13 protein-coding genes are annotated in these 11,918 nt (G+C 70.4%); all 13 read left to right on the top strand.

All coding sequences use genetic code 11. The features are described from left to right. Positions 1-32 precede the first annotated feature (32 nt). Entirely contained in the window at positions 33-1,808 is a 1,776-nt protein-coding gene (locus Q1K26_RS22555) for an FAD-binding protein (RefSeq protein ID WP_300016605.1), read from the top strand. Further along, positions 1,805-2,053 carry a 4Fe-4S dicluster domain-containing protein gene (locus Q1K26_RS22560; protein ID WP_300016608.1) on the top strand — a complete coding sequence of 83 codons (249 nt, stop codon included), beginning with the start codon at positions 1,805-1,807 and terminating at the stop codon, positions 2,051-2,053. Before Q1K26_RS22555 ends, Q1K26_RS22560 begins: the two co-directional genes overlap by 4 nt. A 37-nt stretch (positions 2,054-2,090) precedes the next feature. Next, entirely contained in the window at positions 2,091-3,173 is a 1,083-nt protein-coding gene (locus tag Q1K26_RS22565) for a sialidase family protein (RefSeq protein ID WP_300016611.1), read from the top strand. Beyond that, complete coding sequence (locus Q1K26_RS22570) at positions 3,170-4,363, top strand: aromatic ring-hydroxylating dioxygenase subunit alpha (protein ID WP_300016614.1); 1,194 nt, start codon at positions 3,170-3,172, stop codon at positions 4,361-4,363. The genes Q1K26_RS22565 and Q1K26_RS22570 overlap by 4 nt, the downstream gene beginning before the upstream one ends. Continuing rightward, positions 4,344-4,838, top strand: coding sequence for an aromatic-ring-hydroxylating dioxygenase subunit beta (locus Q1K26_RS22575; protein ID WP_300016617.1), 495 nt, complete (start codon positions 4,344-4,346; stop codon positions 4,836-4,838). Before Q1K26_RS22570 ends, Q1K26_RS22575 begins: the two co-directional genes overlap by 20 nt. 42 nt (positions 4,839-4,880) lie before the next feature. Then, positions 4,881-5,279, top strand: a complete 399-nt coding sequence (locus tag Q1K26_RS22580) for an SCP2 sterol-binding domain-containing protein (protein ID WP_300016620.1) — start codon at positions 4,881-4,883, stop codon at positions 5,277-5,279. Between the two features lie 24 nt (positions 5,280-5,303). Next, entirely contained in the window at positions 5,304-6,200 is an 897-nt protein-coding gene (locus Q1K26_RS22585; RefSeq protein ID WP_300016623.1) for an O-methyltransferase, read from the top strand. 46 nt (positions 6,201-6,246) lie between these two features. Beyond that, positions 6,247-7,536, top strand: coding sequence for a bifunctional 3,4-dihydroxy-2-butanone-4-phosphate synthase/GTP cyclohydrolase II (locus Q1K26_RS22590; RefSeq protein WP_300016626.1), 1,290 nt, complete (start codon positions 6,247-6,249; stop codon positions 7,534-7,536). Further along, positions 7,533-8,030 (top strand): flavin reductase family protein, encoded by a 498-nt coding sequence (locus Q1K26_RS22595; protein ID WP_300016629.1) that lies wholly within the window; start codon positions 7,533-7,535, stop codon positions 8,028-8,030. Before Q1K26_RS22590 ends, Q1K26_RS22595 begins: the two co-directional genes overlap by 4 nt. Before the next feature lie 110 nt (positions 8,031-8,140). Further along, positions 8,141-8,935, top strand: a complete 795-nt coding sequence (locus Q1K26_RS22600) for an FCD domain-containing protein (protein ID WP_300016632.1) — start codon at positions 8,141-8,143, stop codon at positions 8,933-8,935. Positions 8,936-9,235: 300 nt separating this feature from the next. Next, positions 9,236-10,225, top strand: coding sequence for a dihydrodipicolinate synthase family protein (locus Q1K26_RS22605; RefSeq protein WP_300016634.1), 990 nt, complete (start codon positions 9,236-9,238; stop codon positions 10,223-10,225). 44 nt (positions 10,226-10,269) lie between these two features. Then, complete coding sequence (locus Q1K26_RS22610; RefSeq protein WP_300016637.1) at positions 10,270-11,259, top strand: dihydrodipicolinate synthase family protein; 990 nt, start codon at positions 10,270-10,272, stop codon at positions 11,257-11,259. Continuing rightward, a partial coding sequence (locus tag Q1K26_RS22615; RefSeq protein WP_300016640.1) for a 2-dehydropantoate 2-reductase N-terminal domain-containing protein occupies positions 11,259-11,918 on the top strand: 660 nt, incomplete at its 3' end. The genes Q1K26_RS22610 and Q1K26_RS22615, both read left to right, overlap by 1 nt.

Genomic DNA, 11,918 nt, shown 5'->3' on the forward strand with positions numbered 1-11,918 from the left:
TCCGCACCACACCAGAAGGAGTCGACGGAGAAGTGAACGGCAGGTTGGAAGCCAGCATCGAGGAGTGCGACGTCCTCGTCGTCGGCGGCGGGATCGGTGGGGCGCGGGCCGCGCTGCGGGCCGCGGAGCTGGGCTCGTCGGTGATCCTGGTCGAGAAGGCCGTCGTCTCCCGAGCGGGCCCGATGACTTACGTCCACAGCCAGTACGCCCCCGACCACCGGCTCGAGGGCGAGGAGATGGTCGAGTGGATGCGCGAGTTCGTCGTCGGCAGCAACTACCTGGCCGACCAGGACTGGGTGGAGCAGTACATCGCCGAGGCCTACGACCGGATCAACGAACAGATCGTGTGGGGCGTCCCCTACACCACCCACGAGGACGGGTCGCTCAAGTACGTCACCGTTCGCGGGCACAACCTGGGCACGACGCTCGGCGTGGACGGGCGCGTCTGCATGGAGATCCTCAAGAAACGGATGAAGGCGGCGGGCGTGCGCCTCTTCGAGCGGGTGGACGTGATCGACCTGCTCACCACCGACGGGCAACGGCCGACGACCGGTGCGGTGTGCGGCGCCGTGGGCGTCAACGTCATGACCGGTCAGCGCCACGTCTTCACCGCCGGCGCCGTCGTCCTCAACACCGGCCCGTGGTACCCCAAGCTGCACTACGCGTTCGCCGACCACTGCAACGGCGAGGGCCACGTCGCGGCGTGGCGGGTCGGCGCCGAATTCGCAGGCATGGAGTTCGGCCAGTTCGCGGCCTGGAGCTACTTCAACAAGTCGTTCTTCACGCCGGGCCAGGCGAAGATCCAGGGGATCGGTGGCAAGTTCTGCAACGCCGCGGGCGAGTACTTCATGGGTCGCTACGACCCGATCTGGGGTGACAAGGGGGGGCTGTTCACCATCGCGCGGGCGATCATGACCGAGATGGTGGAGGGCCGCGGCCCCTGCTACCTCGATCTGCGCCACGTGAAGCAGGCCGACCTCGACGTGCTCTACGAGGTCTCCCCGACGGTGCGGCGCGCGTTCACCGAGTTCGAGGTCGACCCCTCGACGGACCTCCTCGAGGTGACGCCGTTCATCGTGCTCGGCACGAGCAGCACGAGCGGTCCGACCATCGACCTGGACGGTGCCACCACCGTGCCCGGGCTGTTCGCCGTGGGCTATGGGACGGCGTGCCCGCACCTCATGTCCGGGATCTCGGGCAGCGGGATCTCGAGCTTCTCCGCGGTCGCCGGATACCGTGCAGGCACGGCGGCCGTCGCGTTCGGCCCCTCGACGACACCGGTCGCGGTGTGGGAGGAGCAGGCGCAGCAGAGCTTCGCCGAGTACTTCGCCCCGATGCGGCGCCTGCGCCAGATCCGGCCGGTCGACGTGTGGAAGGCGATCGGCGAGGCCACGGCCAACCCGACCTTCGCGCTGTTCAAGACCGAGGCGCGCATCGACGAGGCGCTGACCGAGCTGTACCGCATCCGCGACAGGATGCTCCGCTACGTCTTCGCACCGGACTACCAGGAGCTCAAGAAGGCCCACGAGGCCCGCGCCTACCTGACGCTGGCCATCATCACCTGCGAGGCGATGAAGAAGCGGACCGAGAGCCGCGGCGAGCTGTTCCGGGTGGACCACCCCTACGCCGACAACGACGAGTGGCTCAAGTGGCTCCTCGTCCGCCGCGGCGACGGCGGCGAGCTGGACCTCGAGTTCGGCGAGCGCGACCTGCCCTTCGACAGGTGGCCGGTCCCGGCTCCGGCGGGCCGCCAACCGAGTCCCTACACCGTGCCGGAGCGGTACCGCGAGGAGGTGCGGGTTCCGTGATCGAGAGTATCGACGAGGCGATCTGCGACGGGTGCAACGTCTGCATCGACAGCTGCCCCACCGGAGTCATCCGGCTGGTGGAGGGCGACGAGCCGTGGACCGACACGAAGTGGCGAGCCAAGATCGTCTACGCCAACGACTGCCACTCGTGCCGGCTCTGTGCGATCGACTGCCACGTGGACGCGATCGTCGTGAGTCACCAGCTCGTGATCCCCGAGCCGTTCCTCCCGCGGGTGGAACCGTGAGGCCCGGCAGCCGGCCGGTGGCTGGGGCGGTGGCGCCATGCCCGTCGTAGCGACCGGTCAGGGGGTGCTGACGGTCTCCGCGGACGGCGCGGTCCAGCGCTGGCCCGAGCTCCCCGGACAGGTCATGGCCATGGCCGCGCACGGCGACAGCGTCGCCGTCGCGGTGCACAAGCAGGGCGTGTTCCTCGGGGAGTCCGGCGCCACTCACTGGCACGACCTCGGTGCCGGCCTCGCGCACCGCGACGTGCGCGCCCTGGCGTTCGATCCGCACTCGGGCGCCCTCTACGCGGGCACGGAGCCGGCCCACCTCCTGCGGTGGGAGAACGGGGAGTGGACCGAGTGCGGCGACCTCCTCGCACTCCCCGGAGCGAAGAGGTGGAGCTTCCCGATCCGTCCCGGCATCGGGCACGTCCGGACCATCGCCGTGCACCCGCTGGAGGCCGATGTCCTCTACGCCGGGATCGAGGTCGGCTCCCTGCTGTGCAGCAAGGACCGGGGGGAGACGTGGGAGGAGGTCGAGGGCCTCGGCCACGACATCCACCGCGTGGTCCTGCACCCCGAGGACCCGGATCGCCTGATCGTCACGACCGGCCAGGACACGAAGCCGTACCGGGGCGGCAAGGGCGTCTACCGCAGCGCCGACCGCGGCCGGAGCTGGGAGCAGGTGAACGACGGGCTCGGCGACCGCATCTACACCGAGGACGCGATCGTGGCGCATCCCACCGACCCCGACGTGGTCTTCCTCGCGGCGGCGGACGGGATTCCGCCGAAGTGGGCCTCGATGCGCCAGCTGGCGCGGGGCGCACTCAACGGGAACGTCTACTTCCTCTCGCCCGCCAAGCTGCGCCGCCGCCGCGGTGCCGACGTGGGGTTCTTCCGCAGCGACGACGGCGGCTCGACGTGGGCGCGGCTCGGTCCCGACGACGGGCGTGGCCTGTTCGACATGGTGTGGGCGCTGGAGGGCGAGCTCACCGAAGGAGGCGGCCTGCGGCTCTACCACGGCACGACGGGCGGCGAGGTCAACGTGTCGGAGGACGAGGGCCGCACGTGGGCCCGGCTCGTCGACGGCCTCGGAGAGGTGACCCACATCGTCACCCCGGCAGCAGGAGGGCAGCGATGAACGGCGGACGGACGTGCGAGTTCGAACGCATGCAGGGGCGCATCCGGGAGCGGTTCACTGCCGCTGCGGACATCCCCAAGGAGGTGTTCAGCGACCCCGACGTGTACCAGGAGGAGCTCGCGAGGATCTTCTTCGGCCCGTACTGGCACCCGGTCGCGCACCGGGCGGAGCTGCCCGAGCGCAACGCGTTCCGCACCACCTGGCTCGCCGATGTCCCGCTGCTCGTCGTGCGCGGCGCCGACGACCGCGTCCGGGCGTTCGTCAACTCCTGCGCCCACCGGGGCACGCTGTTGGAGCAGCGCCGGTGCGGGGTCACGGAGCGGTTCGAGTGTCCGTACCACCGCTGGCTCTACGACAACGACGGAACGTTCGCGGGCGCCCCCCGCCGCATGCAGTTCCGGCCGGACTTCCGCGAGGAGGACTACGGCCTGCGGGAACTGCACGTGACCGAGTCGTGGGGACTCGTCTTCGTCAGCATGGCGGAGCAGCCCCCGGACTTCGACGCCTTCCTCGGCGACGCCGCCGCGCCGCTGCGCGACTGCATGGTCGACGACGGTGACCTGACCTTGCTCGGCTACCAGACGGTCGTGTTCCAGACCAACTGGAAGACCTACATCGACAACGACCCGTACCACGCGCCGCTGCTGCACCGCGCGTTCCAGCTGCTGAACTGGCAGGGCGGCAAGGGGAAGGTCGTGGTCACCGAGCCGTACGGCCACATGTGCATCCTGTACGACGCGCAGCCCTACGCGGACAACGGATTCCTGGCCGATCCGAGCGTGGTGACGCCGATGGGGGACGACCGCAGGGCGCGGGTCGTGGCGCTGCGGCCGGTCACCGGGATCGTCCGGCACGTCGACACGATCAACGTGCGGTTCGCCCGGCCGCTCGGGGTCAACCGCACCGAGGTGCGGTACACGTTCTTCGGCCACGCGAGCGACGACGAGGACTACGCCCGGCACCGCGTCCGGCAGTCGTCGAACCTGCTGGGGCCCAGCGGCTTCATCAGCATCGAGGACGCCGCGATCTACAACCGCGTCCAGGCGACGGCGCGCGACGGCGGCCACCAGCGCTTCGTCGCCGGTGTCGGGCGACCCCTGTCGGAGTCGTCCCAGAACGACGAAGTGGCGAACACCGGCTGGTGGGCCCACTACCGGGAGGTGATGGGCTTTGCCGACCACGGACGGTGAACGGCGGGCCCGTGCCGCGCACCTGGTGGACGAGCTCCTCGCGGCGTACGCGGGCGCGGTCGACGACCGCGACTTCCCGGCGTGGCTCGGGCTGTTCGCCCCGGAATGCGCCTACGGCGTGCACGCGATGGAGAACCTCCGCGAGGGCCTGCCGCTGGCGTACATGATGGACGACCGCCGCGAACGGCTGGTCGACCGGGTGAAGATGATCGACGAGGTCTGGCAGGGCACGGTCGAGCCCTACGACACCCGGCACGTCCTCCAGCGGACCGCGCTGCGCGAGGTCGGCGAGGACCGGTGGGAGGTGCGGTCGAACGTGATCGTGTCCTACACGGCCACCTCCGGTGAGGCCGGAATCCTGGTCAGCGGCCACTGCGAGGACCTCGTCGTCCTCGACGGTGATGTCGCCCTGTTCGAGAAGCGGATCGTGGTGCTCGACAACACCCCGCCCCGCTACCTGGTGTACCCCGTGTGACCACAGTGGATCGACCACTGTGGAGAAGGAGAGGAATCCCCGATGAGCGCCGTAGCGTTGATGTCGTCCGAGTGGGCGCAGGCATACCGCGATCTCTGGAACGCGACACCCGAGACCAGGGACGGTGGGAAGGAGCTGTCCATGGTGATCGAGTGGCGGGTCCAGGGTGAGGCCGGGCACGTGTCGCAGATCGAGATCAAGCAGGGGGAGGCCGTCTACGGTGGCGCGCCGATCCCGGACCGCAAGCCGGACTTCGTCCTCACCGCCACGTCCGCGGTGTGGCGGCGGGTCGCGGCAGGCGAGATCAGCGCGGCGAACGCCATCATGACGCGCAAGATCAAGTTCGTCGGGCCGGTCAAGGTCGCCATGTCCCACATGCCGGTGCTGAGCACCGGGCTCCGCCTCGTCGGCGAGGTCGACGGCCTCGTGTGGGAGGACTGACGTCGTGGCGTCTCGGGGGGGACCGTGAGGGCTTCCTCGCTCACGTCGCTCGTGGCCGGCGCCGTGGTCGGCACGGCCACGGGCGCGCTGCGGTCCGGTCGGGTGCACCGCGGACGGCCCGTACTGTGGGCCGCCGGGGCGCTCGGCGCGGCCGTGGTCGCCAACGAGCTCGCCGGTAAGCCTGCGCTGTTCCTGCGGTGGTCCTTCCTCCGGATGCTTCTCGGCCATCGACGTCTGCAGACGACCTGGCAGGTCGGCGACGGTCGGGAGGACGCACTCGTCGCGTACGTGACGCGGCACGCCCGCGCCGGCGACGTGGACGATGTCATCCGGGCCATCGACAGGTTCTGCCTCGAGCGCAGTTTCCTGATCAACGTGGGGGAGGACAAGGGCGAGATCCTGGACCGTGTCGTGCGGCGCATCCGGCCCGCAGTGCTGCTCGAGCTCGGGACGTACTGCGGCTACAGCGCCTTACGGATGGTGCGCGCGATGCCGCCCGACGCCCGGCTCCACTCGATCGAGTTCAGCCCGGCGAACGCGCGGATCGCCCGCAGGATCCTCGAGCACGCGGGCGTCGGCGATCGCGTCACGATCGTCGTCGGGACGCTGGGCGACGGCGGTCCGACGATGGAGCGGCTGCGGACCGAGCACGGCTTCGCCGCGGGCGCGCTCGACTTCGTGTTCGTCGACCACGACAAGGACGCCTACCTCCCCGACCTGCGGCGGATCCTCGACCGGCAATGGCTGCACCCCGGCTCCGTCGTCGTGGCCGACAACGTCCGGATCCCGGGCGCGCCGGCGTACCGGCAGTTCATGCGCATGCACGAGGGCCGGCACTGGCGCACCACCGAGCACGAGGCCCACACCGAGTACCAGTCGCTCGTGAAGGACCTGGTCTTGGAGTCCGAATATCTCGGCTGACGGGAAGGGCGTCGGAGGATCGACGCCGGAGGAGGAGATCGGCGACATGGGCCGACGTGGCCATGCACAGGGAGCGGACACGGACCGGATCGGAACGGCGTTGGTGGAGCTGCGCCGGGGCCGGATGGTGCTCGTCGTCGACGACGAGGACCGGGAGAACGAGGGCGACCTCGTCGCGGCCGCAGAGCTGGCGACGCCCGAGACGCTCGCGTTCATGATCCGACACACGAGCGGGCTGATCTGTGTCGGCGTCGAAGGAGCGCGGGCCGACGAGCTCGACCTACCGCTCATGGTGACCGACAGCGACGACCCGCGTGGCACGGCGTTCACGGTGTCGGTGGACCTCAAGGGCGTGACGAGCACCGGGGTGTCGGCGGCCGACCGGGCCGCGACGATCCGCGCGCTGGTCGATCCGGCCACCCGGCCCGGCGACCTGTCCCGGCCGGGCCACGTGTTCCCGCTGCGGGCCCGGGCGGGTGGCGTGCTGCGGCGGGCCGGGCACACGGAGAGCGCGGTCGATCTGTGCCGGCTCGCCGGGTTGTTCCCGGCCGGCGTGCTGTCCGAGGTGACCAACGACGACGGCACGATGGCGCGCCGCCCGGAGCTGGCGCGCTTCGCCGCCGAGCACGGGCTCGTCTCGGTCACCGTGGCCGACATCGTGCGTCACCGCCGCCGGACCGAAGCCCTGGTGCGCCGGGAGGCCTCGGGCCGCGTTCCCAGCGAGCACGGCGAGTTCACCGCGATCACCTACCGGTCGCTCGTCGACGACGGTGAGCACGTCGCCCTCGTCCTGGGTGCTGTCCACCAGGCCGGTGACGTCGGATCCGGGGACGCCGTGCCGGTGCGCGTGCACTCGGAGTGCCTGACCGGGGACGTCTTCGGCTCCCGACGCTGCGACTGCGGCGAGCAGCTCGACGCGGCCATGACCAGGATCGGCGAGGCCGGCCGCGGGGTGGTGGTCTACCTGCGCGGACACGAGGGTCGCGGCATCGGGTTGAGTCACAAGCTGCGCGCCTACACCCTCCAGGACGCGGGCCTGGACACCGTCGACGCCAACCTGGTCCAGGGCCTTCCGGTGGACAGCCGGGAGTACGGAGTCGGAGCGCAGATCCTGCGAGACCTCGGGATCCGGCAGATCCGGCTCATGACCAACAACCCGGCGAAGTACCGCGGCCTGGCCGGGCACGGCATCCGGATCCTCGGCCGGGAGCCGCTGGTCGTGACCCCGAACCCCGACAACATCAGCTACCTGACCACCAAGCGCACCCGGATGGACCACGAGTTCGGTGGCGCGGTGCGGCCGTCGGCGCCGGCCGATGGCGCACACATCTCATGATTCCCGGTTCCGACGCCGCGGAGCGGGCCGGCCTGTTCCGTGAGGCGATGGCCACGTTCCCCAGCGGCGTCACGATCGTGACCACGACCGACATCACGGGCCGCTGGTGGGGATTCACGGCGACCTCGTTCTGCTCGGTCTCGATGCAGCCGCCGCTCGTGCTGGTCTGCCTGGCCGAGACCGCCGAATGCGCGCCGGTCTTCCATGTCGCGCAGCGCTGGATCGTGCACGTCATCCATCCCGAGCACGCCGAGCTGGCCCAGCGCTTCGCGACCCGGGGCGCGGACAAGTTTGCCGACGCCGGGTTCGTCGCCGATGAGCGCGGGCTGCCGGTTCTGCCCCGGGCCTGCGTCACCCTGGACTGCACGGCGCACGCCCGATACCCGGGCGGCGACCACGTGATCCTCGTGGGGGAGGTCGAGGGTGTCCGGATGGGCGAGGACCTGCCTGCGGTCTACTTCCGGCGGCGATTCCACCCCGTCACCACGTTCTGACCCGACGGGGGCGACCTGCGCGGAGCGCGCGCCCTGGGTCATGTCCGACCTCGTCTAGGATCGACGAGGTCGGGCTTTGTCGGAGCCCGCAGGGACGGGTGAGGACACCGATGACCGAGTCGACGAGCCGGGTCGTGCAGGGCCGGGCGACCGCGTCGCTGGACTCGGTCAACCGTATCCGGCCGGCCTACGAGCAGGTGGCCGACCAACTGCGGCAGCTGATCGTGCGGGGCGATCTGTCGCCGGGGGACCGGTTGCCCAGCGAGGGCGACGTCGCGACGGCTTTCGGGGTGAGCCGGGGCACCGTCCGTGAGGCACTGCGGGTGCTGGCGTCGGCCAACCTCCTCTACTCGGTGCGCGGCGCCAACGGCGGCACGTTCGTTGCGCAGAGTGACCCGACGGCGATCAGCGAGTACCTCGAGACCGGTCTGGGGCTGTTGAGCGGAACCGAGGCGATCAGTCTCGACGAACTGCTCGAGGCGCGTGAGCTCCTCGAGGTGCCGGCCGCGCGGCGGGCCGCGGAGCGGCGCACCGAGCAGCACCTCGTCGACCTGCGCGAGGCGCTGGAGGCGGAGCGGGCCGAGACCGGCGTACGTTTCCACCACCACCGGCGCTTCCACGTCCTGGTCCTCGAGGCATCCGGAAACGCGCTGCTCCAGATGGTGACCGTGCCGGTGTTCGGCGTCATCCGGTCGCAGTTCGTGCTCCAGCCCTCCGAGAAGGAGCTGTGGGCCGGCATCGACGCCGACCACGTCGAGATCCTGCGGCTGATCGAGGACGGCGACGGCGACGGCGCGGCCCAGGCGATGCAGAACCACCTGGTGCGGCTGAACGCGGTGTACCGGTCCCTGGGGCCGAGGCCGAGTGCGGCCGAGGGCGTTCCGTCGCCGTTCCGGGCCCGCTGAGAGAGGGCAACCGTCCACGCGCGGCCGGATCGGCGGGCCGTGCGTTGACCCCTGCTGCGCTCTGCAGCACTGTCGACTGGTCCTGCGCCGATCTCGTTGACACGTCTACCCCTGCCGGCTCATACTCGGCTCGTAAAGTCCGACGTTCGTAGTAGGTCGTTCGTCCGACACCTGGTCCGAGATGCTCCGCGTGGCAGCTCCCGCGGGGATCCCTCGGATCGAGCGGTGTCCACAGCAGGGCGTGCTCGTCCTGGACGCCGGCTCCACTCGATTCGTCTCGACACCTGCGGAAGGTGCGACATGCGAGCAGAGGATTTCCATGGCCTCTACGCGATCATCCCGGCCCCGGCCCGCCCCGGCGCCGACGAATGGAGCGCCACCGACACGGTCGACACCGACGAGACCTCCCGGTTGATCGAGAACCTCATCGGCGACGGCGCACAGGGGATCGTCGCCCTGGGCACGACCGGGGAGTGCGCCACGTTGTCCGGTGCCGATTTCGAGACACTGGTGACCTGCGTGGTCGACACGGTCTCCGGGCGCGTTCCGACGTTCATCGGGGCAACGGCGCTCGGCACGCACGAGGTCGTCCGGCGTCTGCGGTTCGTGCAGAGCCGGGGAGCAACGGGCTCACTGCTCGGACTCCCGATGTGGCAACCGCTCACCACACCGATGGCAATCCGCTACTACCGCGACATCGCCGAGGCGTTCCCCGATCTCGACATCATGGCCTACGCCAACTCCAGGGCCTTCCGCTACGACTTCCCCCTCGAGTTCTGGGCCGCGGTCGCGGACGTGGCCCCGAACGTGGTGTCTGCCAAGGCCTCCTCGAGTGCGGGCCTGGCGCAACTGCTCGAGGCGACCCACGGCGCCATCAAGTTTCTGGGGAACGAGCTGATGACCGAGGAGTTCTACGCCGTCTCGCCCGACGCCGCGCAGGCCTGCTGGGCGACGTCGGCCTCCATGGGGCCTGCACCGGCGCTGGCCATCCTCCGGGCCGCCGCGAACCACGACGTCGCCTCGATCAGCCGGCTCGGCGCCGACATCGCCCGGGCGCACGAACCGTTGCTCGGGGTCCTGTCCGACCCGGCCGCGTTCGCCTCGTACAACATCCAGCTGGAGAAGATCCGCATGGAGGCGGCCGGGTACTGCGTCCCGGGCCCGATCCGACCGCCCTACGCCGAGGTGCCCGCGGACGTCGACGAGGCGGCCAGGGAGTGCGGCCGCCGATGGCGCGAGCTGTGCATGCGGATCATCGCCCAGCCCACCGGCGCCGGCCGCACGGCGTAGCAGAACCGATAACCAGCCGACTCAGTCAGGGAGCCGAACACAGCATGACAGCGACGACGAAGCCGACGACCCAGCTCGGACACGACGCCAGGGCATGGGCCGCCGAGAACCTCAAGGGGTTCTACATGTGTCCCCTCACCCCGCTCACCGACGACTTCGAGCTGGACGAAGCAGGCCTGCGGCACAACATCGACGCGTTCGTGGACATGGGCTGCGCGGGCCTGGTCGTCGGGGGATTCTTCGCCGAGGGATGGAACATGACCCTGGCGGAGTGGCGGCGGTACCACGAGGTCGTCGCGGACGCCGCCGCCGGCCGCCTGCCGTTGTTCACGATCATCCTCGAGTCCTCCGCGTACCAGGCGATCGAAAAGATGCGCTACGTGGAGTCCCTGGGCTTCACCGGCGCCGAGATCATGAACCCGTCGGTGCAGCTGAAGACCGATGACGACGTGGTGTCGTACTTCGACTTCGTGGCGCCCGCGACCGGGCTCGCGCTCGTGCTCTACCGCACGCCCGTCTCCGGCTTCGTGTACAGCCACGACGCCGTGCTCCGGATCGCCGAGCACCCCAACGTCATCGGGGTGAAGAACGGCACGCTGAGCTGGACGGATAGCATCGCCCTGCGCCGCCGGGCCGGCGACCGGCTCGTGATCAGCGAGCCGAACGAGCGGTACTGGGCGCACGACGCCGCGCTCTTCGGCGGCCGGGTCCTCTACGGCGAGCTCTCCCTGCTCCTGTACGGGAAGCGGCGCTCGGACCTGCACCGCTACACCGATCTGGCGCTGGCGGGCGATCTCGAGAAGGCGTTGCCGGTGTCGGAGAAGCTGGACCCGATCCGGCAGGTCTACGACGAGGTCCTCATCGGTCGCATCGCGGCCACCGGTTCCTACGTGGCGGCGATGCCGCATCTCAAGGCGTGGTTCGAGCTGCTGGACCTGCGCGCCGGCCCGATGCGTCCGCCCGTCACCGCCCGGCTGTCCGGCGCCGAGCGGGACCTGCTCGCGCAGCGGCTGGAAGCGGCAGGGGTCCTCTGATGCGCGTCGTCATCCTCGGCGCCGGCGGACTCGGCTCGGTCCTGGGGGGTTACCTGGCGAGCACGGGCGTGGAGGTCACCCTGGTCGGCCGGCCGGCCCACGTCGCCGCCATCCGACGCGACGGCCTGCGGATCGTCGGCCGTCGCGGCGACATGCGGATCACGGACAACCTGCGGGCGGTCGACCGGGCGGCCGAGGCCACCGGGGCCTTCGACTACTTCATCCTCGGGGTGAAGGGCAAGGACACCGCGCAGGCCCTCGAGGACGCGGCGCCGTTGCGGAACGCGGTGGCCACCGCGTTGTCCGTACAGAACACGGTCGAGAAGGACGCGAAGCTCGTGCAGTGGCTCGGCCGCGACCGGGTGATCGGTGCCTCGACCATCGAGGGCGGGACGCTGGTCGAACCGGGTGTGGTGCGCAACACCCTGTCGGCGAAGGTGACCGCGTACTTCGGCGAGCTCGACGGGGCGACGAGCTCCCGCGTAGATGCCATCACGGCCGCGTTCGACACGGCGGGTCTGCCGGCGGAGGCGGTGGACTGCATCGAGCAGGTGGAGTGGGAGAAGCTGGCGCAGATCGCCCTCGCCGCGGCCTGGTCGGTCACGGCGCTCGGCGCGGTTCCCGGTACCTCGGTCTTCGAGGGGATGGAGGTGCCCGAG

This window comes from Pseudonocardia sp., from assembly GCF_029263155.1.
In the GTDB taxonomy this organism is placed as follows: domain Bacteria; phylum Actinomycetota; class Actinomycetes; order Mycobacteriales; family Pseudonocardiaceae; genus Pseudonocardia.

Excerpts from the sequence above, each read along its gene's own strand:
- Q1K26_RS22565 (WP_300016611.1), top strand. The coding sequence starts at position 2,091 with ATGCCCGTCGTAGCGACCGGTCAGGGGGTGCTGACGGTCTCCGCGGAC.
- Q1K26_RS22570 (WP_300016614.1), top strand. The coding sequence starts at position 3,170 with ATGAACGGCGGACGGACGTGCGAGTTCGAACGCATGCAGGGGCGCATC.
- Q1K26_RS22580 (WP_300016620.1), top strand. The coding sequence starts at position 4,881 with ATGAGCGCCGTAGCGTTGATGTCGTCCGAGTGGGCGCAGGCATACCGC.
- Q1K26_RS22590 (WP_300016626.1), top strand. The coding sequence starts at position 6,247 with ATGGGCCGACGTGGCCATGCACAGGGAGCGGACACGGACCGGATCGGA.
- Q1K26_RS22595 (WP_300016629.1), top strand. The coding sequence starts at position 7,533 with ATGATTCCCGGTTCCGACGCCGCGGAGCGGGCCGGCCTGTTCCGTGAG.
- Q1K26_RS22600 (WP_300016632.1), top strand. The coding sequence starts at position 8,141 with ATGACCGAGTCGACGAGCCGGGTCGTGCAGGGCCGGGCGACCGCGTCG.
- Q1K26_RS22605 (WP_300016634.1), top strand. The coding sequence starts at position 9,236 with ATGCGAGCAGAGGATTTCCATGGCCTCTACGCGATCATCCCGGCCCCG.
- Q1K26_RS22610 (WP_300016637.1), top strand. The coding sequence starts at position 10,270 with ATGACAGCGACGACGAAGCCGACGACCCAGCTCGGACACGACGCCAGG.